Genomic DNA, 25,556 nt, shown 5'->3' on the forward strand with positions numbered 1-25,556 from the left:
GTAACAATCTCACTGCTTTTTTTCAAATAACAGGGAAAATCCTGTATAATGCTCTGTCATTTTTTGAATACACATTTACCACTATGCACTATCCTAAAGTTTACGACGTTATCGTAATTGGTGGCGGTCACGCTGGTACGGAAGCGGCGCTTGCGGCTGCACGTATGGGAAGACAAACATTATTGTTGACGCATAATATTGAAACTTTGGGGCAGATGAGCTGTAACCCTGCGATTGGTGGTATTGGTAAATCACATCTGGTCCGTGAAATTGATGCGCTGGGCGGTGCAATGGCACTGGCTGCGGATAAAGGTGGTATTCAATTCCGTATTTTAAATTCTCGTAAAGGTGCAGCGGTTCGTGCTACACGTGCGCAGGCTGACCGAGTACGTTTTAAAGCTGCGATTCGTCATATTTTAGAAAACCAAGCGAACTTGGATATTTTCCAGCAAGCGGCAGATGATCTGATTGTTGAGGGTGATACGGTTAAAGGTGTCGTCACGCAAATGGGGATTCGTTTTGATACCAAAACGGTGGTATTGACGACAGGAACTTTCTTGGGTGGTGTGATTCATATTGGTTTACAAAACTCAAGTGGTGGCCGCGCAGGTGATCCGCCATCAATTGCATTGGCACAGCGTTTACGTGAACTTAAATTACCAGTAGGTCGTTTGAAAACAGGTACGCCACCACGTATTGATGCGCGTACAGTTGACTTTTCTGTTATGACTGCGCAACCGGGCGATTTCCCATCTCCTGTGATGTCCTTTATGGGTGATGTGTCGATGCACCCAGAACAAGTGAATTGTTATATTACGCATACCAGTGAAAAAACCCATGAGATTATTCGTGGTGGTTTGGATCGTTCACCGATGTATACAGGTGTGATTGAAGGTGTTGGGCCTCGTTACTGTCCATCGATTGAAGATAAAATTCATCGTTTTGCAGATAAAGATTCACATCAGGTTTTCTTGGAGCCTGAAGGCTTGGATACCCATGAGCTTTACCCAAATGGTATCTCGACTTCATTGCCTTTTGATGTTCAGTTCAATTTGGTTCGTTCGATTCGTGGTATGGAAAATGCGCATATTTTGCGTCCTGGTTATGCGATTGAATATGACTACTTTAATCCACAAGCATTGAAATTTACCCTTGAAACCAAAGCCATCCAGAACTTGTATTTTGCGGGTCAGATTAACGGTACAACAGGTTATGAAGAAGCTGGCGCACAAGGTTTGCTTGCCGGCTTAAATGCGGCACGCCGTGCTTGGGAACAAGAAGAATGGACACCAAAACGTGATCAAGCCTATATGGGGGTATTGGTTGACGACTTAATCACTTTAGGTACTAAAGAGCCATATCGTATGTTCACCTCACGCGCGGAATATCGTTTGATGTTGCGTGAAGACAATGCGGATCAACGTTTAACGCCGATTGGTCGTGAACTTGGTTTGGTGGATGATGAGCGTTGGGCTGCATATAGCGAGAAAATGGAAGCAGTTGAACGTGAAACTTCTCGTTTACAGCACTTATGGGCAGCACCAAATAACCCAATGGGTAAAAAATTCGTTGAGATGACGGGTGCTGATTTGAGTAAAGAGTGCAGCGCAATTGATTTACTGAAACGTCCAAATATTGATTTCAGCCAAATTGCAGAATTGACAGGCTCGGATGTGGCTCAGCATGTGGGTGAGCAGATCGAAATTGCGGTAAAATATCAAGGCTATATTAATCGTCAACATGAAGATGTTGCACAGTTAAAACGTCTTGAGGAAACCAAGATTCCTGCTGATTTTGATTATGATATTGTCTCGGGCTTATCTCGTGAAATTACCCAGAAATTGAAAACCGTTCGTCCCGAAACATTGGCTCAAGCCAATCGTATTCCGGGCGTGACCCCAGCCGCAGTTCAGTTGGTGATGATCACCATTCGTAAAAATAATATGGCGAAGAAATCAGCGTAATTTTTTGCTATAAAAGATAGATACTAAAAACACCCTTTTACCAAAAAGGGTGTTTTTCTTTGAGTCTCATATCTTACTATTCAATATGTGCTGGGCTAGGTATATAAATTAATGAAGAATTGGATGTTTTTATTCATCGCAATTATTGCAGAAGTGATTGCAACTTCAGCCTTAAAAAGTAGTGAGGGTTTTACTAAACCGCTTGCTTCAATTGTGGTTGTTTTGGGTTATATGATTGCTTTTTATTGTTTGTCTTTGACTTTAAAAACCATTCCAGTTGGTATTGCTTATGCGATTTGGTCTGGGTTGGGAATTGTCCTCATCTCAGCTGTGGCTTGGATCGTATTTGACCAAAAACTAGATGTCTGGGGTATAGTGGGTATTGTATTGATTATGAGTGGCGTACTGATATTAAATTTGCTGTCAAAAACGAGTGCACATTAGTTGAATAAAAAACCGAGCTAAAGTGATAGCTCGGTTTGATAAAATATTTTCTAATCAACAGTCAGGCCAATACACCGACATTTATAAAGCCACTTCAATCCCTTGACGTAAATTGCATTGGTCAAGTTTAGAATTCGCATCAATTTTTGCATAGGCTTTAGGCAGTAAGCGACGTGCTATTTTATTCACTCTTTTCTCTAACCACAGCGGCATTTCTATTCCGAGCGGATTTGTTTCTGTGACAGAGGCATCGGTCATCACGCGTGTTCCCATGATGTAATCGAACCAAGGGCGAGTTACGCACCAGTTTGCATTTTGGTTGCTGGTCATGTGGTGATCATAGTGCCAAGGGATGCGTTTTTGGGCGTACTCTGGATCTAAATGTGATTTGGCGTGGACGCTCCAATAATTCCAAATGCCGTAGTACAAACCTGCTGTAAAGAAGGGTGCAATGGGTAGAAAAATAGTTGATGCAGCAGCTAGGCCTATTAATGCTGATTTTTCATTATACATTTCAGAATTTTTAAACATCGACTCAGCGTAGCCTTCGTCATGGAAGCCATTTAAACGCGCACGTTTATGATGTGCAATATGTGTAAAGAATGGACTGTTTCTATTTTTACTTGGGAACTCATGTAGCCATACTTTATGAAAATACCATTCCATGCCATTTGCAACAAAAATACCTACTGGAAAACCGATCATGTGAGGTTACCTCATAAAACATGAATCAGATTTTATAAACTTAATGATGAATTTTTTTGACTGAACTGGCAGATTTAATCTGCCGATCAAATCAAATTATTGTTGTTTTCGTTGTCGATAGGCAGTAGGTGTTTCACCAGTCCAGCGTTTAAATGCTCTGGAAAAAGCAGATGGTTCAGAAAACCCCGTGAGATACACAATTTGATCAATTGACTCTTGGGTCTGAGAGAGTAAGCGTCGAGCAAGTCGTTCACGATATTGTGCAATCACTTTTTCATAGCTGGTATTTAAAAGCTGTAAATCTGCTCTTAAACTACGGGCACTACGGTTTAATCGTCTAGCAACAATATTCTGATCAAATTCACCGGATTCCAATAAGCCACTGGCTAAAATCTTTTCTATTTCATCTACAAGTTGGTGTTTCTGTAACAGTTCAAGTTGTGAGGCGGCATGGTGTTCATGGATTTTGAGTAGTTCGGGTTCATAAGCAGGTGAGGGATAGTTTAATAATCTTGCATCAAAGCAAATACGACCTTCCGTTCCAAGTTTGACATTACATCCCCAGACTTTTTGATATTCTTCATGCTTGGCACCTTCAGTGTAAGGGAGCCAAATTTCAGAAGCTGTAAAAGTATCGTCACTGATATATTTAAAGAAATTAAGCAAAATACCAATCGCACATTCTAAATAATGTCTGACAGGGTGATTGAGTCCTGAAATTGAGACCGTCTTTTCGTCAAATTCCAGTTTAAAAGACATCGCATCGGTGAGTAATGCTTGATAGCGAATAGTGCGTTGTAATCCCTCACCAAAGGTCGGGCTACTGAGAAAAAGATATTCAATCACTTGTCCCCGAAAGGGCGGAACATTGCTACCTACATGTAATCCAATATCCTGATCTTGACTAAAATGCTCCGCAGCGCGCCAAAAGCGTTGTTGAGTAGCATTATCACGACGGACGAATTTATCAGGTGGTTGGTCAGGTAAGTGAACGCTGGCAAAGATAGCGGCTGCATCTAAATTCATCTTTTGCATGGTTTGATAAACCATCCATAAAAAGATGCCTGCATCACTGGTTTTTCGAGAAAGCATATAAACAAAGTAAATATAAGTTTTAAAACAATATACGCTGTTCTTTTTAGGATAGAAATGGAGAATATCGAATAAAAGGAAAGGCACTCACAATCAAGTAAGTGCCTGATGTGCTTATTCAGTCACTTCTACTGTCACGCTGTAGGTATAACTTTCAGCGATAGGCGGCTTAGTGTTATCACTATTTGCTTCAGGATAAGCTGTGGTAATTAAATAGATACCCGCTTGTTCTAATTTAATGTCTAATTCACCTTTTGCATTGGTTTTAACATGTGGAAGTTCACGTCTTTCATTTGCCGTGTAATTGCTTGCACCTTTGAAAATATCAAATTCAACGTTCGGTACTGGTTTACCATTCATTAACACGACTGCTTTTAATGCTTCGCCTGCATAAAGTTCATTTGGATGTGTAATAAATTTAAGCTCGAAACCTTTGTTGCTCACTGCTGGAATAGCGCTCGGCTTGCCTTTAGTGACAAAGCTTTCAGCAATATAATGATTGATCGTTTGTGCTGTTTTCGCTTTTGCTGGGATTTTATCTTCGGTAATGAAGCGAGGTGGTTGATTGCTTGGTGCTTGAGCAGGAGCTTTTTGTTCAGTATTTGCTTGTTGTGGCATTGGGTTGGCATTGGCAGGGCGAGGTGCGCGAACACGTAACCAGCGACCATCAACCAGTGCATATTTGCTTGGGTTGCCAGTGGCATTTTGTGTGCGAATACGATATGTCCCTTCGCCATCAAGACTAAATTCAGCAATATTAAAAGCTTTAAGTTCGGCAGCTGCGTTCACTTGCTGAGTATGACCATTGGGTGCTGTTATTTGATAGCTCGTTTTAAAATTACGGCTAGGCACAAAGAACTTTTCTATAGTTATACCACTTTGGAAACTGACGTTATCGGATTTACTATCGAATACTTCTGGTAATATAAATGGGCTAGCCGTATGGGCATGGCTTAAAATAGGTAACACAGATAATAACGAAATGGTCAGTAAATGACGCATCATATACCTCAGCTTACAAATAGATAAAAGATTTTAACAATCTACTTGATAACGAGTATCAATTGCAATATTATTTTTACTAAATTTGGGAGTTAAAGCTATGTCATCAGGTGTTGTATTACTTCGTCCAATCAATTTGGTTTTTCGTTTATCTCCACTGATGGCTGCAATGGCAATAATGGTTTCTCCCGTACAGGCGACTGTACCTACAACTGATTCAGCAATCACCCCACAGGTTATTACTACAGATGCGCAAGCACCAAGTTATCGTTTTCACCAAGACCATATCTTAGGAACTTCACTCGATGTGATTGTGACCACATCTGAGCAGCAGGATGCAGAAAAAGCTTTACAAGCCATTCAAATAGAGATTGCTCGATTGGATCAAATTTTATCAGTGTGGCGTGATGATAGTGAAATCAGTCAGTTGAATCGTGAGCGACAAATTTCTGCTTCATCAGAACTTTATGATGTAATTGCTGCTTGTGAGCAATGGCGTAGTGCAACATGCGGTGGTTTTGATGCACGTTTAGGGCAATTGATCCAACTCTGGGAACAAAGTAATGATGTTCAACGCTTGGATGACAATACCCAAGAAACATTACTACAGCAGCTTAAGACGCAAAGTATTGAATTAAATCCACACACCAAACAGATAATCACAAACTCAGCCATTGATATTGTTCCAGATGCATATGCAAAAGGTTATGTAATTGATCGTGCTTTAATTGCTGCAAAACAAGCCGTGCCACATTTACAAGGGATCTTGATTGATATTGGTGGGGATATGCGCGTTTGGGGGCAATCACCAAACCAAACTGCTTGGAAGATTGGAATACAAAATCCAAATGAACATTTTGATAATGCGCCACCTGCACAAATTCTAAATATTAAAGATCAGGCTGTCGCATTTAGTGGTCAGGGCTATCGCCAACTTGCTGGACAGTCACATTTGCTCAATCCACAAACGGGTATGCCAATACAGCAGGTCGAACAATGTGTCGTTGTTGGACAATGTGCTGCCGATTCAGATGCATTAGCAACAGCTTTGACGGCAATGGCACCGCATGATGGCATGCAATTGATTGAGCAGTTAGTTGGCTATGAAGCGCAGCTTGTCACACGTGATGGTACACATTATCAAAGCTCAGGTTGGTCATCGTTATTGGATGCAAATCAACCTGCAATCATGCGTCATGTGGCTGCCAGCGGTGATGCGACAGCTTGGCCAAAAGGCTATCAGGCACAGTTGGAAGTAAATATTCCAAAGCTTGCAGTCGAGAAATACCGAGCGCCTTATGTTTCGATTTGGGTGACTGATGTTGATAAAAAGTTGGTACGTACACTTGCTGTATGGGGCAATGATGAAAAATGGATCAACTCTAATTATGTGTGGTGGCGTCGTTATGGTCGTCAGATGCAAAATTTAGATGCAGTTGCCAAACCATCTCGTCAACCAGGACAATATAAATTAGCTTGGGATGGAAAAGATGATCAAGGAAAAGTGGTTAAGGCTGGGCAGTATGTGATTCACATCGAAACTTCACGTGAGCATGGTGATCGTTCATATCAAACTTTTGAATTGGATGTTGCGCCAAAAGCCGTCAATAAGACACTGCCAGCTCAAGCTGAAATTGGTACACTTAAACTGAATTTCCAACGTGGTATCTAAGTCGATTCACCACTAAATCAATGGGGCTTGTCTCTTGTATCAACGCCGTGATTTTTACCGCCATGCACGTTATGTGCATGGCTGGCTCTCCGCTTTTGCCTTTATTGCGCTTATTTTCTTCTCAGTGACAGGGCTGTTATTAAATCATCCAGAGTGGTTTAAACCTGCACAACAGGAACAAAGTAATACCATTATTTTACCTGAACCGTTGATGCAGACAATTGTTGAGCAAGAAAACCCCACGCAAATCATCCTAGATTATTTACGCCAACAGCAGTCTTTGGTTGGGCGTTATCAGAGCAGTGAAATATTGGACGGTGAAGTGATGATTCGTCTCGATAGTCCTGCGGGTTCAACTGATATCTGGGTACTTTTGGATACAGCAGAAGCTGAAATCACGATGAAGCCAGCATCGACAGTTTCATTGTTGAATGATTTACACCGTGGTAAGAATGTCGGGGCTGGATGGAGCTGGTTAATTGATATTAGTGCGGTAATCATCGTGTTATTATCGCTGGCTGGGTATATTCTGTTTTTAACTTTAAAAACTCGCTTGTTGACGCATTTAACGCTCACGGCTGTGAGTTTAGCGCTCATTACTCTGCTTATTTGGTCAGCGGTGTAATGTGGTAGCATGACTCAGGCATTGTTCTTGGTAATGTGTGCATTACTGTTTCTATTGTTACTGCATCTATTCATTATTATTTATTTATTCTGGCGGCAGTTGTCGAGTCGTATCGATACTGACGTCACAGCACAACAATATTTAGTCGTTTATGCCAGTCAAACTGGCCAAGCAGAGACTTGGGCTAAACATACTGCTGAACAATTAAAAATCATCCATGAAGAAAAAGTTGAGTTGTTGGATATTCAGCAACTCAATCAGCAACATTTACAGCAGCCGAGTACGATATTGTGGGTGGTGAGTACGTATGGAGAGGGTGATGCACCTGACACTGCTCAAGATTTTGTACATAAAATTCTTGCTCAGTCTCTAGATTTATCGCATTTATCTTTTGCCGTCTTGGCTTTGGGTGATAGACGTTATTCAAATTTCTGTCAGTTTGGAAAAAGACTTGAACACTGGTTATTGCAGCGCGATGCCCACGTTTTATTTCCGACAGTATTGGTCGATCAACTGAATAGCGATGATTTAGAACAATGGCTATGCGGTTTAGAGCAATTAACTTCAACGAAATTCAAGACAATTCAGACCGAGAAAGCAAGAGTTGCATTAAAATTCGCCCATCGCCAGTGTTTAAATGAAGGTGGAACTGGCGAAGCAATTTATAAAGTTCAGTTGATTGCTGATCAAAATTTGCAGTGGTCATCGGGTGATATTTTAGAAATCCAGTGTGAAAATGACAGTGCGGAAATTCAGCACTTTTTAAAATCTCAGCAGCAGCAGGAATGCTCAGATGATTTTGTTGCTAAATTACGTAAATTAAATTTAAGAAAATGTCCCAGCCGAGAAGATCGTCCATTTGCTGAGTGGATCGAACAGTTTGAGTTACTCCCTCAGCGTGAGTATTCAATTGCCAGTTTAGCTGAACAAGGTCTGATTGAATTGGTGGTGAGACAACAACGTTCTGAAGCTGGTTTTGGTTTAGGCTCTGGTTGGTTAACGATCGGTTTGGAGCAAGATCAACTTGTTCAAGCATCTATACACAATAATCCAAGTTTCCATTTGAGACAGGATGACAAACCCTTAATTTTAATCGGTAATGGTACAGGTATTGCGGGTTTGGTTGCACATTTGCGTCAAAGAGAATATTGGGGGCATCAGAAAAATTGGCTTATTTTTGGTGAGAGACAACAGCAATTTGATCATTTATATCATGCTGAAATAGAGTATTGGCAGCAACAAGGTTTCTTAGCACAAGTTGATTATGCCTTCTCTCGTGATCAATCAGAAAAGATCTATGTACAAGATCGTTTAAGACAACAATCATCTCATTTACAAGAATGGATTGCACAAGGTGCAGCGATTTACGTTTGTGGTAGTTTAAAAGGGATGGCGAGCGGTGTTGATCAGGTACTACAAGAGATTCTAGGTACTGAGCAATTACAACAACTTAAACGGGAACAACGCTATCAACGTGATGTTTACTAGGAGCTATATTCTGGATTCTAAGTTGACTGTTTTAAGATCAGCGCTTTGATCTTTGTGGCTTTCTCAAAATGATCTAATTTATGTTCCATAATCCACCAGTGCGCTGCTTCCATCAGGCGCTCAGGATCATCATTTTTGTTGGCGAAAAAAGCATAGAAAGATAGTCCAACATTACTGCCTTTTTTCTCAATTTTCTCATCGCAAATCTGCAAGATTTTTGCTTTTAGTTCAGCTCTCATTTAGCGCTCTCGCATTTTCACGAAATAAATCGCATCTATCATATCAGTCAATCGTTCTTATATTTGAAAAATGCCAGTGTTTTTTGATCACTGGCATTGAGTTATCAAGCTACTTTTAGGATAAGGTTCATATTAGAACTTTTTTTCAAGTGTGAATTGAAAGCTAGGAATATTTTCGTTGCTTCTTGCTTGATATAGGCGACCATCAGATTGATGGGTTAAGCGTTCTTTATAATCTGTGCTGAGCACATTGTTTAGGTTTAAACTTGCTGCCCAACCCTCTGTAAAACGTTTGGTTGCACTTAGATTCAGACTAAAACGTTCATTGGTGGTTCGATCATAAGGTTGACCATCTAAAGCACGTGTAAATTTTGGCGTGTAGCTGACATTGGCACTGCTAGAAACTTGCCAAGGTTTAAAACTATAAGACAAACCTGTGGTTGCGTTGTACGGTGCAACATCACTTACCAGACGTTCATTTTGCTGTCCATCTTCGATCTTGGCGCGGATGCTAGACACTTGTCCATTCAACATAAATGAATGACCTGCATCAGTTTGTTTTAATGCATAGCGTCCAGAAAGTTCAATCCCATAGGTCGTGGCTTTATCTTGGTTTTGTGGGCGCTCCACATAGCGAGTGTCTTCAAGCGCGATGACTCTTTCGATATAGTCTTTAATTTCACGATGATAGGCCGTGAAACTCACGCCACCACTAGCAGAATCGTATGCAAGTGTTGATTCAACAGCACGGATTTTTTCTGCTTTGAGGTTCGGATTCCCCCCGCGATCAGGATTGTTTAATGAGCCTGCATCACTATCTGTTGAAACAGTTACATTAGAAATCAAACGGTCTGATTTGGGACTACGGAAAGCTTGACTTAAATTACTTTGAATCGACCACTGATCGGTTAGGTTAAGTCGATAGGCGAGTACAGGACTTAAATGTTGATCTTGATAATCAACTAAACCTGAACGATTTACCCACTCTTGTCTTGCCCCTAAAGTAATCGTTTGGTGGTTGGTAAAACGCCAGCTTCCTTCGCCATAAGCAGCATAACGTTGTTCATTGAGGCTTTTACTAACATTGCTATCGAGTTCATTCAGACGAGAATCAAAGCCAAATTTGATTTGACGATTTGCATCCAGTTTTCTTACGCCATCATAAGCCAGACCATATTCATTAATGCTTTCATCCGTATAAATTCGATCTTGAGTGGAACGTGTTAGCTGAGTTTCTGTTTGACGTTCTACAGATAAGCGGATTTTGTCACTGAGGTCTTTGTCTTTACGCTCATAGCGCGTATTCAGACGAATACTGTCATTTTTATCATCTTGTATTTGATTAGCTGAGTATCCTTCCATTTTGGTATTGCGATAAAATAACTCAGCAATTAATTTTTGTTGATCGTCTAAATCATATTGTAAACGTGGTGAAAACATTTGCATGCTGCGATTTACAGTGCGTAAATTTTCGCGTGTCCCCGTTTCAGATTCGGTTTTTGAAATTGAGGTGTTATCAATCCACATTTGATTGGCGGAGATACTATAAGACCACTGGTTTTCACGACCATCTGCTTGGATATTGATTTGCTTTCGTTCGGATTCTTGCTGCTCACTATCGCGTAAGCCATAACCTAATTTAACCGTACCATTTAAGCGAGTGTTCAGCGGTTCTTTTAAAATAATATTAATGACTGCTGAAGAAGCGACTGAAGATTGAGCAACACTTGGTTGTTTTATAACTTCGATCCGTTCAATCATTTCAGACGTAATGGTGTCAATAACAGACATACCACCACGTGGTCCACCTTGTACAGGTTCACCATTAATCAAAAATGTTGGTGCGCCACCCCCACGAAAGCGCATACCTGAAGCACCACCGCCACCGCGGGGACCTTGACCAAAGCTTGGTAATTGAAAACCCGCAGCACGACGTAATGCATCCATAACCGTTTGATCACCATATTGGAGCATTTCTTCACGGCTGATAATTGTTTTTGGTACCGCACTCATATCATCGTCTTGTTGTTTTTGAGGATCTACGGTGGCATGAATGCTCAGTGCTGGTAGTACATGAGTTACTGGTTCCACAGAAGTGGCAATGGGATCAACATCATTTGCAAAAAGAGGGGTACTCATACTGAATAGCGCAGAACTGAGAACACTTAGTTTTCCATAATCGCGTGGATGCTTCATTTTCAATACCCCAAAAGAGACCAGATCAAATTGTTTTGTGTAGCTTAATGTAATATTGTGTAGAAAAATGGAATATTGAATGGATAAACATTTGAATTCATCTTTTTTTACGCACATAAAAAGTTGGGGTACATCTAAATGCACCCCAAACAAGATTAGAAATAAATAGTTAAGTTCTAGTCATCATCTGTAAGATCTCTGTCCCCAGATAAAATCTCTTTTCCTCAGTGTCCAATTTGTTCGAGTGGAGTTTGTGGCGGAGGTGTATAGGTGTGTTTTATTGAGAATAAGTAGGGATGTGATATAGACCAAAATACTCTAGAAAATTAATTGAATGAGAAAGTATTAATCAACGTAAAAATACAAAATTGAGCCTTAATAGCGTTCACTAGACTTTTTAATCTTGAATGGATGAAAAACAATCCGTAGTTTGAAAATTAATACGAAATATGATGAAAATGAGAATTATTTTTATTAAAATTGTATCGTTTTTTTTAATATTTATTTTTTTAATTTTTGTCTGAACTGTTTTTTGGAATTTTATGAGTCTTTTACCTTCGAATATGTATCGCAAGCCGATCTTCAAATTTAGCTTGTTAACCATGATGGTGTTTCAAGCGCAGTATGCAGTTGCTAATGATGTGAATGTAGCACCGACAGCCGTGATGCCAACCATCAAGATTGAAGCGATGAGTGAACTTGATCCAATCAAAAGCTATATTGATTATGATCAGGCAAGTGTGACGCGCAACGGTTTAAAGAAAAAAGATATTCCCCAAACTATTGATACGATTGATGTTCAAAAGTACAAAATCTATGGTTCAAATGATTTAAGCGTCATGTTACAGGGTACGCCAGGCGTATCAACAAATTATGATACTCGTGGAGATGGTATTTCACTTCGTGGTTTTAAAGCTGATGAAGGTGATATTTATCGCGATGGAGTTCGTGAAAGTGGTCAATTGCGTCGCAGCACCGCTAATGTAGAGCGTATTGAAATTTTAAAAGGACCAGCTTCTGTACTTTATGGACGTGGTGCAGGTGGTGGTGTAATCAATATGGTCACCAAGTTTGCCAATTTTGATTCTAAGAGTTCGGTTGGTATCTATGCAGGTTCATACGAAAATATTGGTGGGACTTTAGATTTAAATCAAGTTCTTACAGATAATTGGGCTATACGTTTGACCGGAGAAAAAGCTGATACCAATAGTTTCCGTAAAGGTATTGGTTCACAAATAGAAATGATATCTCCTAGCGTGACATATCGTAGCGATGATGAAAAGTTACTTTGGACGACTCAATATACCTACGATAAATTAGATCGGACACCAGATCGAGGTCCATCATATGAAAATTTGCCAAAGGGAGTTTCGATTAAAAATGCCTTTGCTCGGAGTACAGATTTTATTGAAGACGAATTACAGACAGTTCGTACAGATGTGAAATATGAGTTTGCGCCTGATTGGAAATTCCACTGGGCTGCTAGCTATCGTCAAGCCTATCAAAATTTTGATAATTTTTTTGGTGGAACGTATTGTGATAATAATTTAACTTTAGAAAGCAAACCTGTTGCATGTGAGTGGAATGGTTATCTTCGTCAAAGTTATGCTTGGCAAGAAACCATGAATAAAACTGTGATGAATACTTTTGATATTACAGGTAAATTCAAAACTGGCTCATTTGAACATAATATCATGGTGGGAAGTGACTGGACTCACGAAGACCGTGATCCAAAACTAGGAAACTATTCTAGTGGTCAATATGCTGGTAAATATTACGGATATATTAATCCATACAATCCCAATGATAATTACGTGTCTGAGTCATTTAGCCTAGCGACTGGTCGGACACCAATGACCTCCTATAGTCAGCATAATGCAGAAAATAGGGCTATTTTTATTCAAGATTTAATTAGTCTAACCTCAACCATTAAAATGATGCTTGGAGCGCGTTATGACCAATTTGAGTTCAAAACCCGTAACATGATGACTGGTATAGAAAAGTCATACGATGGTGAAACTTTTAGTCCAAATATAGGATTCGTATGGCAACCTGTAGAGAGTCAGAGTTTTTATGCTTCTTATAGTAAGAGTTTTGCGCCGTATGGTGGTCGAGGAATGATCAGTATTGATCCAACTTTAAATCCAAGTGTTTATGACGCTGAGCCACAATACAATGAACAATATGAAATTGGTGTTAAAAGTGATTGGTTTAATGAGAGGCTAAATACTCAATTCTCTATTTATGATATTACGAAGAACAATATTCGCTATCGTCCAAATGCTACAGAATTTCCTGAAAATTGGGAAGTTGGTCAGCAACAACGTTCTAAAGGGGTGGAGTTCAGTTTCATTGGCAGAGTCCTTGATAATTTATTTGTTCGGGGTGGCTATGGTTATACCGATGCGAAATGGACGAAAGATGTGCGAAGTAATGTAGCAGAAGCATCTCGTTTGAAAGATAACCAATTGGCTAAAGTTTCAGAAAATACAGGTAATTTATTTATCCGATATTTACCTATAGAGAAAGTGTATGGTGAGTTAGGTGCAACATATGTTGGTTCTTTTTATACAAATGATGCAAATACAGCCAAAATTGATAGTTGGACACGTTTAGATGCAGCAATTGGTTATAAAGATGAACGTTGGGGAGCAACTCTCGCTGTAAATAACATTACTGATAAGGAATATTGGAGAGATCCAACTATGCCAGGAACGCCACGCAATTTCTTGCTACGTTTAAATTACCAGTTCTAATAAGTTAATTTAATACCATTAAAGAGCACCTTAGATTACGCAAAGGTGCTCTTTTTAATATGTAACAGTGTATAAGTCGGGAAATACCTCGAGTATTGTTCATTTGAACTGAAATAATAAAACTTATAGTTTCTATATAATTGAAAATCATAAATATAAAAACTCCGTGCTAATTATCTTATTGTGTATAAGCACAATGATAAGGTCGTAAAATTGCGATAATGAATGACGTTGTAATGACGTTAAATTCGCCATTTATCCTTAAAAGAGTATAATGTTTCACATTCTTTGTTAACGTTAAAGAAAACTGTGAAGCAGAGATAATAATAATGAAGATACTACTTATACTATTACTCATATTCGCCATCGGTATCTTGGGTTATTCAACATATGTTGATGCCCAAATGAAGAAACGCCAAGAGCTTATGAAAATTGTTCATGATGCTGAGCATAGTTTGAATGAGATTCAGCATAGTCCACATACAAATTTACCTACACTAAAACCGAGTCATTAGTGTCTGAATATCGTGATGCTTAGATGGTCCAATTTGATGCATTGTAGCTTGTGACCAAATGTTCTTTTTTAATTTTTGATAGTCAAGTTTTCAATAGAATCTGTTAAAATATTTACCATTAAATAAAAAGCTGCATCTTCTCATGCGGCTTTTTATATTTTTGATTGCGGAATTCGATTTTATCCATGTTTTAGATGTAACACGTATCAAGCTGGCATATAGATTGCTTTTAGCTTTGTATACCTTTTGGTTTAAATTCAAAAAATATTTGAAACACAAAGGTATATTTCATCTCCTACGATCTTAGATTTTGACAGGTGCTATTATGGCAATGCCTAATGCTTCGGCTGGTTTGTTAGAACGCTTATTTAAATTAAGTGAAAACAAAACCAACTTTAGAACGGAAGTTCTAGCAGGTGTAACTACATTTTTGACCATGTGTTACATCATTATTGTAAATCCAATGATTCTTTCTGAAACAGGAATGGATCATGGTGCCGTATTTGTTGCTACCTGTTTGGCTGCTGCAATTGGCTGTTTAGTGATGGGGTTAATTGCAAACTATCCAATTGCACTCGCACCTGGTATGGGGTTGAATGCATATTTTACCTATTCTGTTTGTTTAGGTATGGGCGTTCCTTGGGAAACTGCTTTGGCTGCGGTGTTTATTTCAGGGATCGTATTTTTAGCGATTAGCTTTATGAAGATTCGTGAAGCGATTGTGAATGCAATTCCGATGTCACTGAAGTTAGCCATTGGTGGTGGTATTGGTTTATTCCTTGCCTTAATTGCGCTAAAAAATGCAGGTATTATTGTTGATAATCCAGCAACCTTGGTGGGTTTAGGCGATATTAAGCAACCGTCTGTATTGTTGGCTTTATTTGGCTTTTTAATGATTGTGGTGTTACACCAGTTTAAAATCCGTGGTGCGATCATCATCAGTATTTTAGTCATTACTGCGATAGCAACCGCTTTGGGCCTAAATGAGTTTAAAGGTGTTGTTGGTCAAGTTCCGTCTCTAGCGCCGACCTTTATGCAAATGGACTTTGAAGGCTTATTTACTGCAAGCATGATTGGGGTTATTTTTGTTTTCTTTATTGTTGACTTATTTGACAGTACGGGAACTTTGGTCGGGGTTTCTCATCGCGCTGGTTTGTTGAAAGATGGTAAATTACCACGTTTGAAAAAAGCATTGTTTGCTGATTCTAGTGCGATTGTGGCGGGTGCGGCATTGGGTACTTCATCAACGACGCCTTATATTGAATCGGCTTCTGGTGTAGCAGCGGGTGGACGTACAGGTTTAACGGCTGTTGTGGTTGCTGTATTATTTGTCGGATGTTTATTTCTAGCGCCACTTGCGCAATCTGTACCAGGTTTTGCGACTGCACCAGCATTATTATTTATTGGTGTGTTAATGATTCAGGGCATCACTCATATTGATTGGGATGATATCACTGAGGCTGTTCCAGCATTTTTAACCATTGTATTTATGCCATTTACCTATTCAATTGCGGATGGTATCGCAATGGGTTTTATTAGCTATGCATTGGTTAAACTACTTACTGGCAAGGCAAAAACAGTTCCGTATATGGTTTGGATCATTGCTGCACTATGGGTATTTAAGTTTGCTGCATTTGGCGGTTAAGCTCAGTATTTTTAACATTCTCTTTTTTGAGCTGCTTTTATCGCAGCTCATTTTTCAAAGAGAATCATAAAAAGGGGTGTACCCATTTTGGCAACACCCTTTTTTCTTTAGACGTGGAGTTAATATGAATCAAGTCGAGCTGATTCGTGCTTTACCCAAAGCCGAGTTGCATGTGCATATTGAAGGGACTTTTGAACCAGAACTGATGTTTGCAATTGCACAGCGTAATCAGATTCAGATTCCTTACCAATCTGTTGAAGAAGTGAAGCAAGCTTATAACTTTCATAATCTTCAATCATTCTTAGATATTTATTATGCAGGCGCAAATGTGCTTGTGCATGAACAAGATTTTTATGATTTGGCTTGGGCATATTTTGAAAAATGTGCTGAAGATCGTGTGGTTCATACAGAAATGTTCTTCGACCCACAAACGCACACTGAGCGTGGTGTCGAGTTTGCGATCGTCATTGCAGGTTTAAAACGTGCTTGTACAGATGCAAAAGAGAAACTAGGGATTAGCTCACAGTTAATCATGTGTTTCTTACGCCATTTAAGCGAAGAGAAAGCCTTTGAGACGCTTGTGCAAGCATTGCCATTTAAAGATGACATTATCGCAGTGGGGCTAGATTCAAGTGAAGTTGGGCATCCGCCAGCGAAATTTGAGCGCGTGTTTGCCAAAGCACGTGAAGCAGGTTTCTTGATTGTTGCACATGCCGGTGAAGAAGGACCTCCAGAATATATCTGGGAAGCCCTGGATTTGCTCAAAGTCAATCGTATTGATCATGGTGTACGTTCTGAAGAAGATGAGCTGTTAATGGCTCGCCTAATTGACGAGAAGATGCCTTTAACGGTTTGCCCACTCAGCAATTTAAAGTTGTGTGTGGTCAATGATATGAAAGAACACAATATCCGTCGCTTACTGCAAAAGGGCGTTCATGTGACAGTAAATTCAGATGACCCTTCGTATTTCGGTGGTTATATGAATGATAACTTCGTTGCGATTCAACAGGCTTTAGACTTAAGCCATGATGAATTAAAACAACTCGCAATCAACTCTTTTGAGGCTTCATTTATTTCTGATGAAGACAAGCAAAAGTGGATTGAAGAAGTAAAGAAAATCTAAATTAAAAAAACCGCGTAAAGCGGTTTTTTTATGATCAATCTTTACTTCGGGCGACGTAACATACTCAGTAAGACGTTATCTTTATCAATAAAATGATGTTTAATCGCTGCTAAAGCATGTCCAACAATGAGTAAGCCAGCAAACCAAGAGATATAAATATGTAAGGGTTTGACGATTGCCAAAAGCTCAGGATTGTCTTGAACTAAGCGGGGTATTTCAAATAAATATAAAACTGGGGCAGGGTGTCCAGCACTCCAACTAAATAAACAACCTGTAATGGGTAGAGTCAAAAGCATTAAATAAAGTAAGAAATGCCCAACATGCGCCAGAGTTTTCATCATCGGTGACATGGTGTTTGGTAATTGTGGGACGGGATGGGTGTAACGCCAAAAAATACGAATGACAACTAAGAAGATAATTATAGTTGCGATATTTTTATGTAATGTAATTACGCTTCCTTTAAAACTACCATCAACGTCATAGCTGAGAAAATTGCCGCTATAAAAGCCGATAAGCCAAGCGACAATAAAAATAGCAGCCATGAGCCAATGCAAAACTTGTGCTGTGCGTGTGTAGTATTGTGCTGAGGTTGACATCGCAACATCCTAGCTGTGATATATGAGTCATTTGATTTTAATTATCACTATTTATTCCTCATACAGTGTAAATGTAACAGAGCGTTTTATAGTTAGAACGGTCAAGCCGAAAATAGAAAATGATAACTGTTATATTATGTAAAGTGCTCGTTCAGTCATATCATAAAGTTTTTCATTTAGGCACAATACGCCTGCCAAAATTTAGATACAGGTTAGAAATCATGAAAAAGTTGGTGCTTATTGTTGCCCCTATTGTTTTAGCCTTAACAGGATGTGTTACCCCAGATGGGAACAACTCGGTTGGAACAACGTCTCAGCAATTGGGTATGGCTGCGTTAAAGGTTGCTGTAAATGCAAAATGTATAAATGAAATTAATGCTTTACCAGCATGGAAAACTGCAACTCGTTTAATGACTACAGAACAACGTGAAAATATTCAGACTGAGGTTTGTGGTTGTGTAAGTGAAAAAGCACCGAATAGTGTTACTGCAATAGAATTAGCAACAGCAGCAATTGATCCCACTGCACGTGCTACGATTGTGACTCAAATTGTTTCACAAACAGTAAATGCATGTGTTGCTGAAACCTTAAAGAAAGCAGGTTAAAAAGATAAGGCTGATTCATCAGCCTTTTTGAGAGTTTGAATATGTTTATTGCTGGTGTCGATGAGGCGGGGCGTGGGCCACTTGTGGGTTCTGTCGTCGCTGCTGCTGTGATCTTGGATCCGAACAATCCAATTGAGGGTCTAAATGACTCTAAAAAGTTGACGGAAAAAAAGCGCGAAAAACTTTTTTTAGAGATACAAGAAAAGGCGATTGCGTGGTCAATTGCTGAAGCAAATCATCATGAAATTGATGAGTTTAATATTTTACAGGCAACTTTTTTGGCGATGCGCAGAGCCGTTGAAACGTTAACAACGCAGCCGATGAAAGTTATTGTAGATGGCAACCAAATTCCGAAAGGAATCACCATTCCATGTGAAGCAATTGTGGGCGGTGATGCGAGTCATGCAGAAATTAGTGCAGCCAGTATTCTGGCGAAAGTTACCCGTGATCGCCAAATGCATGTCTTAGATCAGCAATATCCTGCTTTTGGTTTTGCCAAGCATAAGGGATATCCAACCAAAGCACATTTTGAGGCAATTGCGGCTCACGGTGTTATTGATGAACATCGTCGCAGTTATGGGCCTGTTAAAAAAGCTTTGGGCTTAGCTTAAATGAAGAATACGTAGCGTAAAAATAATTAAAGCGACTCAGATGAGTCGCTTTAATTATTTGAGAAGAGTTTTTCATATCAACGATTAAAATTATTATGTTGAGTGAAATCGGTAGTATTCTCTTCTTCATAAGAAGGATGTTGATAGTCTTGATCAAGATGTTGTAAATGCTCATGCATGGCACGTTCATGTTGGATACGTTGGTAAATTTCCTCACGATGCACAGAGACTTCTTTTGGAGCATTTACACCAATACGCACCTGATTGCCTTTTACGCCAAGCACAGTAACACTGACTTGATCCCCAATCATTAATGTTTCTCCGACACGACGGGTCAGAATCAGCATGTTTATCTCCTTGCTAAACGCTTAAAACTTGCGACAGGGAATTCATTGTTTGAAAGCACAGCCTAATATACAGAAAATTCTAACAAAAATATGTAAAAAAATTTTTTTCGTAAGTTTTGTGAGAACTTTCTTAAAAACCTCAAGGCTAATATAACAGAGCCACTATAAAAAAAACTATAGTGGCTCTGTTTTTTTTACTATTTACATGAAAGTAAATATGTTTAACTAGCTATTAATTAAGCACGTACACTACTTTCGCCGTGTTCGCGGTCTAAACCAAAAGCTGTATGTAAACAACGAACTGCTAACTCAAGATAGTTTTCTTCAATGATGACAGAAACTTTAATTTCTGAGGTAGAAATCATGAGAATATTAATGCTTTCTTCAGCCAATGCTGTGAACATTTTGCTTGCAACGCCAGCATGAGAGCGCATGCCAACACCAACGATAGATACTTTAACAATATCATCACGCGTTACAACTTCACATCCTTCAATGCTACTCGCTGTTTGATCTAAAATAGCTTTAGCTTTAGCAAGATCATTACGGTTCACAGTAAAAGTAAAATCAGTTGTTCCATCTTCTTCTACATTTTGGATAATCATATCCACTTCGATATTGGCATTACTGATTGGTGACAAGATTTTAGACGCAATACCTGGTTCGTCAGGAACACCCAAAATCGTTAATTTTGCTTCGTCACGGTTAAATGCAATACCTGCGATAATTGGTTGTTCCATATCGTCTTCCGCCTCAGTGGTAATTAGTGTGCCTACATTTTGTTTGAATTCTTCATCAAAAACACCATCATCATCATTGTCAAAACTTGATAATACGCGCAATGGAACTTGATATTTACCTGCGAATTCAACAGAGCGAATTTGTAAAACTTTTGAACCTAAAGATGCCATTTCCAGCATTTCTTCAAAAGAAATACGATCAATTTTCTTTGCTTTAGGTGCAACACGAGGGTCAGTGGTATAAACACCATCGACATCGGTATAGATTTGGCATTCATCAGCTTTTAATGCGGCAGCAAGGGCTACACCAGAAGTATCTGAACCACCACGACCTAAAGTTGTGGTATTGCCATTCGCATCAAAACCCTGAAAACCAGCGACAACCAATACACGACCAGCATCTAGGTCTTGGGTCATGATATCGGTATCAATTGATTCAATACGCGCCTTGGTAAATGCGCTATCCGTTTTAATACCAACTTGACGACCAGTATATGATTTAGCGTCTACACCAATTGAATTTAGTGCCATAGCTAACATGGAAATCGTTACTTGTTCACCCGTTGACACCATCTGATCAAGTTCACGAGGGTCAGGGGTGCTGGTAATGGCTTTTGCAAGCGCAAGTAAGCGGTTGGTTTCACCACTCATTGCAGACACGACCACGACCACTTTGTGACCATGATCATGCCAACGCTTGACACGATGAGCAACATTTAAAATGCGCTCAGGAGTACCCATCGAAGTACCGCCATATTTTTGAACGATTAAAGCCATAGTTATTCCATATAAGCCATGACCCTGAGAGGCATCAGGGTCAGTTACACAAAAGTGAAGTTTTTATTGCTCAAGCCAAGCAGGCAGTGCTGCAATCACTTGATCAAACTTCTCGTTTAGTGGCGCGCCACCTTGTGCTAAGTCAGGTTTACCACCACCTTTACCACCCAGCTCTTGAGCCAAGTGTTTGATGATGTCACCTGCTTTTAGGTTTGCAGCATGTTGTTTAGCGACAGAGGCGATTAAACTCACTTTATCACCATCAACGCCAGCTAAAATAATGACTGCATCTTCCAGTTTTGATTTTACGCTGTCATGTAGATTGCGTAATGATTTGGCATCCAAACCTTTTACCGTGGTGATCAGCGTTTGACGACCCGCGATCTCTTTCACTTGATCCAGTAAATCAGCAGCTTGGAAGCTTGCTAATTTTTGATTTAATTGCTCGATTTGCTTTTGCAGACTTGAAGCCGTTTCAACAATTGCTTCAACTTTCTCGACGGTTTGATCTTTTTGTGCTTTTAACAAGCTGTTGATCGTTTGAATGTCATTATCTGCTTTTTGCACGGCTTCAACTGCTTGAGTACCTGTGATTGCTTCAATACGACGAATACCCGCAGCGACACCACCTTCGGAGGTGATTTTAAACAAACCAATATCGCCAGTACGTTTAACATGAATACCGCCACAAAGTTCGATTGAGAAATTCTTTTCATCAATCACAGAACCCATTGAAAGTACACGAACTTCATCACCATACTTTTCACCAAAAAGCATCATTGCGCCTTTTGATTTAGCCGATTCAATATCCAAAAGCTCAGTGCTGACAGGGGTGTTGGCAATCACTTCAGCATTGACTAAACGTTCGATCTGTTGAAGTTGTTGAAATGAAACTGGCTGATCATTGGCAAAGTCAAAACGTAAAATATCGCTCGCAACCAAAGAACCTTTTTGCTGTACATGCTCACCAAGAATTTGACGTAAAGCAGCATGTAGAAGGTGGGTAGCAGAGTGATTACGTGCTGTTGCTGCACGAATGTCTGCTTTAACGGTTGCTTCAACACTTTGAGTTGCTTTGAGGCTACCCATGGTGACGATACCTTGATGCACAAATGCGCCACCAGATTTCTTGGTATCTTGTACTTCGAAAATACCAGTATCGTTTTTGAAGATACCTGTATCACCGATTTGACCACCGCTTTCAGCATAGAAAGGAGTTTGGTTTAAAAGAATAAGTGCTTCATCGCCTTCATTGATTGCATCAACTTGAACGCCATCTTTGTAGATTGCAACAATTTGACCTTGACCCTGAGTTGCATCATAGCCATCAAATTGAGTTTCACCTTCAACTTTGACGATGCTGTTGTAGTCAACTGCGAATTTGCCAGCATCACGCGCACGTTGGCGTTGTGCTGCCATTTCAACTTCAAAACCAGCTTCATCAATGGTGAGATCACGTTCACGTGCGATATCAGCAGTTAAGTCTGTTGGGAAGCCATAAGTATCGTAAAGTTTAAATACGGTTTCACCCGCAATCACGTTCCCTTTAAGTTGAGTCAGTTCAACTTCTAATAACTTCAAACCTTGCTCTAGTGTCTTTGCAAATTGCTCTTCTTCTTTGAGCAGTTGTGCTTCGATACGTGCTTGTTGTGCAGCAAGCTCTGGATAAGCTTCGCCCATCACTTCAATGAGTGGCTGTAACATCTTGTAGAAGAATGCACCTGTTGCACCCAACTTGTTACCATGACGTACCGCACGACGAATGATGCGACGCAATACATAGCCACGACCTTCGTTTGAAGGATTTACACCATCCGCAATTAAGAATGAGCATGAACGTGCATGATCGGCAATCACTTTTAATGATGCTGGATATTCGACAGGTTTATTATTTTCTTTCGCTTCAGTTTCGATCGCTGTGGTATCTAAACCAATGATTTCAGCAGCAGCTTTTAATAAGTGTTGGAACAGGTCAATTTCGTAGTTTGAATTAACGTGTTGTAAAACAGCAGAGATACGCTCCAAGCCCATACCTGTATCAACAGAAGGTGCTGGAAGAGGGTGCATCACGCCATCCGCAGTACGGTTGAACTGCATGAAAACGTTATTCCAAATCTCAATAAAGCGGTCGCCATCTTCTTCAGGTGTACCCGGTAAACCACCCCAAATATGATCGCCATGATCAAAGAAAATCTCTGAACAAGGACCACAAGGACCTGTATCGCCCATTGCCCAGAAGTTATCTGAAGCGTATTTTCCGCCTTTATTATCACCAATACGGATAATACGGTCGGTATCTAAGCCAATTTCTTTATTCCAAATATCAAAGGCTTCATCATCAGTATGATAAACCGTCACATATAAGCGATCTTTAGGGAGAGCTAACCATTGTTCGCCAGTCAAGAAATCCCAAGCAAACTTTAATGCATCACGCTTGAAATAATCACCAAAAGAGAAGTTACCTAACATTTCAAAGAAGGTGTGGTGACGTGCGGTATAACCGACATTATCAAGGTCGTTATGTTTACCACCTGCACGGACACATTTTTGTGATGAAACTGCACGCACGTAGTTGCGCTTTTCTAAGCCTAAGAAGCAATCTTTAAACTGGTTCATACCAGCATTGGTAAACAGTAAAGTTGGATCGTTGGCGGGAACGAGTGAGCTCGAAGCGACACGTGTATGCCCTTGCGATTCAAAGTAACGCAAAAATGCTTCACGGATTTCAGCGGATGTCATAAAACGAGTACTCACAACCAAGCGTCCATAATTTTGAAAGTGCTAAATTATAACGGAAAATACCTGCCCGACCAACGATTTTACAAGCAATATCATATAAAACTGTGATTAAGCTAAAAATCTATATTCAACAATGCCATTCATGTTTTACCATAGAGGCGTTTGTTGATACTTAATAAATAGAGTGTCAGTAGATATTGATACACTAAGATGATGTTTTGATGAATAAGGGTTCTACATGCAACGTATCGCGATTAATGGCTTTGGAAGAATTGGTCGGAATGTATTACGTGCTTGGTTTGAAAACCCTAAACAATTTCAATTTGAAATCGTAGCGATTAATGATATTGCTGACGTACAAACTTTAGTGCATTTGTTTAAATATGACACCACACATGGGCGTTTTGCTGGGCAAGTCGAAATTCAAATTGAAAATGAACAGATTTTTCTCAATATTCAGTCCAACCAACGTCAGTTAAAATTACAAATATTTAAACAAGCCGAGCCAGAATTGTTGCCGTGGGCGTCTCTAAAGATTGATGTGGTGCTTGAGTGTACTGGCTTATTTCGTTCAAGAGCGGATGCAACTCGTCATATCGAGGCGGGGGCAAAGCGAGTCATCATCGGCGCTGCTCCATTTGACTCTGTGGACGCTGCGATTGTGTATGGTGTCAATCATGCCGAAGTAAAAGCAACAGATCAAATTATTTCCAGTGTGTCGTGTACTACGCAAGCCTTGGTTCCATTGGTCAAAATTATCGATGATGCCTTTGGAATCGAAACTGCATTAATGACTGAAATTCATGCGGTAACAGCAGATCAATCGGTACTCGATCATGCGCATCGAGATTTACGTCGTGCTAGAGCTTCGGGACAAAATATCATTCCAACCACATCCAGTGCATTGGGTGCGCTCAAACGTGTCATGCCGAAAATGGAAAATCGAATCGATGGTTATTCGATTCGTGTGCCCACGATAAATGTCGCGGCTATTGATTTAACCTTTATATCTCAATCTCCGATTACCGTGCACAAGGTCAATGAAGTATTAAATAAGGCAGCACAATTTGATTATGCACAGATTATGCAAGTCACGGATGAAGACCTTGTATCAAGTGATTTTAATCATTCGCCTTATTCTTTAATTGTTGATTTAACTCAAACCATCGTTGTTGGTCATCAAGCTAAAGTTTTTGCTTGGTATGATAATGAGTGGGGATATGCAAATCGCTTGCTGGATTTGTGCGAATCATTTGTGTGAATCGTTTAATTTAAAACTTATAAAATTAATTTGGGGATTTAAATGACATTGATGTTGATTTGGGGATTTATTGTACTGCTATTATTGGCGGTTATTTTCTTATTTTGGTTTCAGTTTAAAAACAACGAAGCGCCAAATTATGATGCTCAGGTTTTACAAGTAGAAGAAAAAGTTTTGCATTTAGAGCTACATCTTAAAAAGAGTTTGGAAATTATGCAGGACTTAGCCAAGAAAATGCATACTCAGCAAGAAGTGCTAGATAAGATGATTGCGAATGTTGCTGCGTTGGAAAAACAAAATGTTGAGTTGGTTAAAGTATTGGAGACTTTGGTCAGTTATCGAAAATAATTATTCATCACAAACGTTTCCATTTGGTGAGGAAATGGAAACGTTATTTTGTGTTCAGTATTCAGG

22 protein-coding genes are annotated in these 25,556 nt (G+C 39.7%); 13 read left to right on the forward strand and 9 right to left on the reverse strand.

Annotated features, from left to right (window positions below; genetic code table 11):
* Positions 1–83: 83 nt before the first annotated feature.
* Positions 84–1,964 (forward strand): tRNA uridine-5-carboxymethylaminomethyl(34) synthesis enzyme MnmG, encoded by a 1,881-nt coding sequence (mnmG, locus tag MMP72_RS10715; RefSeq protein WP_241317128.1) that lies wholly within the window; start codon positions 84–86, stop codon positions 1,962–1,964.
* Positions 1,965–2,075: 111 nt separating this feature from the next.
* Complete coding sequence (locus tag MMP72_RS10720) at positions 2,076–2,408, forward strand: multidrug efflux SMR transporter (protein ID WP_241317130.1); 333 nt, start codon at positions 2,076–2,078, stop codon at positions 2,406–2,408.
* Positions 2,409–2,489: 81 nt separating this feature from the next.
* On the opposite strand, the gene MMP72_RS10725 is transcribed toward MMP72_RS10720, so the two are convergent.
* The 3 genes from MMP72_RS10725 to MMP72_RS10735 all read right to left on the reverse strand — a co-directional run bounded on the left by MMP72_RS10725 (position 2,490) and on the right by MMP72_RS10735 (position 5,207).
* Positions 2,490–3,113: a sterol desaturase family protein gene (locus MMP72_RS10725; RefSeq protein WP_241317132.1), complete on the reverse strand. Its 624-nt coding sequence runs from the start codon at positions 3,111–3,113 to the stop codon at positions 2,490–2,492.
* Between the two features lie 96 nt (positions 3,114–3,209).
* Positions 3,210–4,205 (reverse strand): AraC family transcriptional regulator, encoded by a 996-nt coding sequence (locus MMP72_RS10730; RefSeq protein ID WP_241317134.1) that lies wholly within the window; start codon positions 4,203–4,205, stop codon positions 3,210–3,212.
* A 114-nt stretch (positions 4,206–4,319) separates the two neighbouring features.
* Positions 4,320–5,207, reverse strand: a complete 888-nt coding sequence (locus tag MMP72_RS10735; protein WP_241317261.1) for a DUF4198 domain-containing protein — start codon at positions 5,205–5,207, stop codon at positions 4,320–4,322.
* A 100-nt stretch (positions 5,208–5,307) separates the two neighbouring features.
* Here MMP72_RS10735 and MMP72_RS10740 point away from each other — a divergent pair, with 100 nt between their 5' ends.
* The 3 genes from MMP72_RS10740 to MMP72_RS10750 are packed head-to-tail and all read left to right on the forward strand — an operon-like array spanning position 5,308 to position 8,992.
* Entirely contained in the window at positions 5,308–6,879 is a 1,572-nt protein-coding gene (locus tag MMP72_RS10740; RefSeq protein WP_241317136.1) for a DUF2271 domain-containing protein, read from the forward strand.
* A 34-nt stretch (positions 6,880–6,913) separates the two neighbouring features.
* A complete protein-coding gene (locus MMP72_RS10745; protein ID WP_241317138.1) occupies positions 6,914–7,504 on the forward strand; it encodes a PepSY-associated TM helix domain-containing protein in 591 nt (196 codons plus the stop codon).
* 9 nt (positions 7,505–7,513) lie between these two features.
* The gene (locus tag MMP72_RS10750; RefSeq protein WP_241317140.1) at positions 7,514–8,992 is read left to right on the forward strand and encodes a sulfite reductase flavoprotein subunit alpha; all 1,479 of its coding nucleotides are present in this window, start codon (positions 7,514–7,516) and stop codon (positions 8,990–8,992) included.
* 17 nt (positions 8,993–9,009) lie between these two features.
* Here the strand turns inward: MMP72_RS10750 and MMP72_RS10755 are convergent, their stop codons facing one another.
* Together MMP72_RS10755 and MMP72_RS10760 are read right to left on the reverse strand one after the other, a co-directional pair.
* Positions 9,010–9,231, reverse strand: coding sequence for a DUF6500 family protein (locus MMP72_RS10755; protein WP_241317142.1), 222 nt, complete (start codon positions 9,229–9,231; stop codon positions 9,010–9,012).
* Positions 9,232–9,363: 132 nt separating this feature from the next.
* A complete protein-coding gene (locus tag MMP72_RS10760; RefSeq protein WP_241317144.1) occupies positions 9,364–11,427 on the reverse strand; it encodes a TonB-dependent receptor in 2,064 nt (687 codons plus the stop codon).
* Positions 11,428–11,969: 542 nt separating this feature from the next.
* Between MMP72_RS10760 and MMP72_RS10765 the strand changes: the two genes are divergently transcribed.
* The 4 genes from MMP72_RS10765 to MMP72_RS10780 all read left to right on the forward strand — a co-directional run bounded on the left by MMP72_RS10765 (position 11,970) and on the right by MMP72_RS10780 (position 17,466).
* Entirely contained in the window at positions 11,970–14,183 is a 2,214-nt protein-coding gene (locus MMP72_RS10765; RefSeq protein WP_241317146.1) for a TonB-dependent siderophore receptor, read from the forward strand.
* A gap of 329 nt (positions 14,184–14,512) precedes the next feature.
* Positions 14,513–14,698 carry a hypothetical protein gene (locus MMP72_RS10770; protein WP_241317148.1) on the forward strand — a complete coding sequence of 62 codons (186 nt, stop codon included), beginning with the start codon at positions 14,513–14,515 and terminating at the stop codon, positions 14,696–14,698.
* A 325-nt stretch (positions 14,699–15,023) separates the two neighbouring features.
* Entirely contained in the window at positions 15,024–16,343 is a 1,320-nt protein-coding gene (locus MMP72_RS10775) for an NCS2 family permease (protein ID WP_241317150.1), read from the forward strand.
* Positions 16,344–16,467: 124 nt separating this feature from the next.
* Positions 16,468–17,466: an adenosine deaminase gene (locus MMP72_RS10780; protein ID WP_241317152.1), complete on the forward strand. Its 999-nt coding sequence runs from the start codon at positions 16,468–16,470 to the stop codon at positions 17,464–17,466.
* A gap of 41 nt (positions 17,467–17,507) precedes the next feature.
* Here MMP72_RS10780 and MMP72_RS10785 read toward each other — a convergent pair whose 3' ends face one another.
* Positions 17,508–18,062 carry a cytochrome b gene (locus MMP72_RS10785; RefSeq protein ID WP_241317155.1) on the reverse strand — a complete coding sequence of 185 codons (555 nt, stop codon included), beginning with the start codon at positions 18,060–18,062 and terminating at the stop codon, positions 17,508–17,510.
* A gap of 221 nt (positions 18,063–18,283) precedes the next feature.
* Between MMP72_RS10785 and MMP72_RS10790 the strand changes: the two genes are divergently transcribed.
* A complete protein-coding gene (locus tag MMP72_RS10790) occupies positions 18,284–18,667 on the forward strand; it encodes a hypothetical protein (protein WP_241317156.1) in 384 nt (127 codons plus the stop codon).
* Positions 18,668–18,708: 41 nt separating this feature from the next.
* A complete protein-coding gene (gene rnhB, locus MMP72_RS10795; protein ID WP_241317158.1) occupies positions 18,709–19,278 on the forward strand; it encodes a ribonuclease HII in 570 nt (189 codons plus the stop codon).
* A 77-nt stretch (positions 19,279–19,355) separates the two neighbouring features.
* Here rnhB and csrA read toward each other — a convergent pair whose 3' ends face one another.
* The 3 genes from csrA to alaS form a co-directional block, all read right to left on the reverse strand.
* Complete coding sequence (csrA, locus tag MMP72_RS10800; protein ID WP_241317160.1) at positions 19,356–19,625, reverse strand: carbon storage regulator CsrA; 270 nt, start codon at positions 19,623–19,625, stop codon at positions 19,356–19,358.
* A gap of 236 nt (positions 19,626–19,861) precedes the next feature.
* The gene (locus MMP72_RS10805; RefSeq protein ID WP_241317163.1) at positions 19,862–21,142 is read right to left on the reverse strand and encodes an aspartate kinase; all 1,281 of its coding nucleotides are present in this window, start codon (positions 21,140–21,142) and stop codon (positions 19,862–19,864) included.
* A gap of 63 nt (positions 21,143–21,205) precedes the next feature.
* A complete protein-coding gene (gene alaS, locus MMP72_RS10810) occupies positions 21,206–23,896 on the reverse strand; it encodes an alanine--tRNA ligase (protein ID WP_241317164.1) in 2,691 nt (896 codons plus the stop codon).
* 223 nt (positions 23,897–24,119) lie between these two features.
* Here alaS and MMP72_RS10815 point away from each other — a divergent pair, with 223 nt between their 5' ends.
* Both MMP72_RS10815 and MMP72_RS10820 read left to right on the forward strand, forming a co-directional pair.
* On the forward strand, positions 24,120–25,142 hold the full coding sequence (locus MMP72_RS10815; RefSeq protein ID WP_241317166.1) for a glyceraldehyde-3-phosphate dehydrogenase: 1,023 nt from the start codon (positions 24,120–24,122) through the stop codon (positions 25,140–25,142).
* A 42-nt stretch (positions 25,143–25,184) separates the two neighbouring features.
* Positions 25,185–25,490: a hypothetical protein gene (locus MMP72_RS10820; RefSeq protein ID WP_241317168.1), complete on the forward strand. Its 306-nt coding sequence runs from the start codon at positions 25,185–25,187 to the stop codon at positions 25,488–25,490.
* Positions 25,491–25,556 lie beyond the last annotated feature (66 nt).

It is taken from the genome of Acinetobacter sp. NIPH 2699 (assembly GCF_022549355.1).
GTDB lineage: Bacteria > Pseudomonadota > Gammaproteobacteria > Pseudomonadales > Moraxellaceae > Acinetobacter.

What these genes read in the sequence shown, in the direction of transcription:
- MMP72_RS10750 (WP_241317140.1), top strand. Translation starts at nt 7,514, where the DNA reads ATGACTCAGGCATTGTTCTTGGTAATGTGTGCATTACTGTTTCTATTG.
- MMP72_RS10765 (WP_241317146.1), top strand. Translation starts at nt 11,970, where the DNA reads ATGAGTCTTTTACCTTCGAATATGTATCGCAAGCCGATCTTCAAATTT.
- MMP72_RS10780 (WP_241317152.1), top strand. Translation starts at nt 16,468, where the DNA reads ATGAATCAAGTCGAGCTGATTCGTGCTTTACCCAAAGCCGAGTTGCAT.
- MMP72_RS10805 (WP_241317163.1), bottom strand. Translation starts at nt 21,142, where the DNA reads ATGGCTTTAATCGTTCAAAAATATGGCGGTACTTCGATGGGTACTCCT.
- MMP72_RS10755 (WP_241317142.1), bottom strand. Translation starts at nt 9,231, where the DNA reads ATGAGAGCTGAACTAAAAGCAAAAATCTTGCAGATTTGCGATGAGAAA.
- MMP72_RS10730 (WP_241317134.1), bottom strand. Translation starts at nt 4,205, where the DNA reads ATGCTTTCTCGAAAAACCAGTGATGCAGGCATCTTTTTATGGATGGTT.
- MMP72_RS10740 (WP_241317136.1), top strand. Translation starts at nt 5,308, where the DNA reads ATGTCATCAGGTGTTGTATTACTTCGTCCAATCAATTTGGTTTTTCGT.
- MMP72_RS10725 (WP_241317132.1), bottom strand. Translation starts at nt 3,113, where the DNA reads ATGATCGGTTTTCCAGTAGGTATTTTTGTTGCAAATGGCATGGAATGG.
- rnhB (WP_241317158.1), top strand. Translation starts at nt 18,709, where the DNA reads ATGTTTATTGCTGGTGTCGATGAGGCGGGGCGTGGGCCACTTGTGGGT.
- MMP72_RS10785 (WP_241317155.1), bottom strand. Translation starts at nt 18,062, where the DNA reads ATGTCAACCTCAGCACAATACTACACACGCACAGCACAAGTTTTGCAT.
- MMP72_RS10790 (WP_241317156.1), top strand. Translation starts at nt 18,284, where the DNA reads ATGAAAAAGTTGGTGCTTATTGTTGCCCCTATTGTTTTAGCCTTAACA.
- MMP72_RS10770 (WP_241317148.1), top strand. Translation starts at nt 14,513, where the DNA reads ATGAAGATACTACTTATACTATTACTCATATTCGCCATCGGTATCTTG.
- MMP72_RS10735 (WP_241317261.1), bottom strand. Translation starts at nt 5,207, where the DNA reads ATGCGTCATTTACTGACCATTTCGTTATTATCTGTGTTACCTATTTTA.
- MMP72_RS10775 (WP_241317150.1), top strand. Translation starts at nt 15,024, where the DNA reads ATGGCAATGCCTAATGCTTCGGCTGGTTTGTTAGAACGCTTATTTAAA.
- csrA (WP_241317160.1), bottom strand. Translation starts at nt 19,625, where the DNA reads ATGCTGATTCTGACCCGTCGTGTCGGAGAAACATTAATGATTGGGGAT.
- MMP72_RS10820 (WP_241317168.1), top strand. Translation starts at nt 25,185, where the DNA reads ATGACATTGATGTTGATTTGGGGATTTATTGTACTGCTATTATTGGCG.
- mnmG (WP_241317128.1), top strand. Translation starts at nt 84, where the DNA reads ATGCACTATCCTAAAGTTTACGACGTTATCGTAATTGGTGGCGGTCAC.
- MMP72_RS10720 (WP_241317130.1), top strand. Translation starts at nt 2,076, where the DNA reads ATGAAGAATTGGATGTTTTTATTCATCGCAATTATTGCAGAAGTGATT.
- MMP72_RS10760 (WP_241317144.1), bottom strand. Translation starts at nt 11,427, where the DNA reads ATGAAGCATCCACGCGATTATGGAAAACTAAGTGTTCTCAGTTCTGCG.
- MMP72_RS10815 (WP_241317166.1), top strand. Translation starts at nt 24,120, where the DNA reads ATGCAACGTATCGCGATTAATGGCTTTGGAAGAATTGGTCGGAATGTA.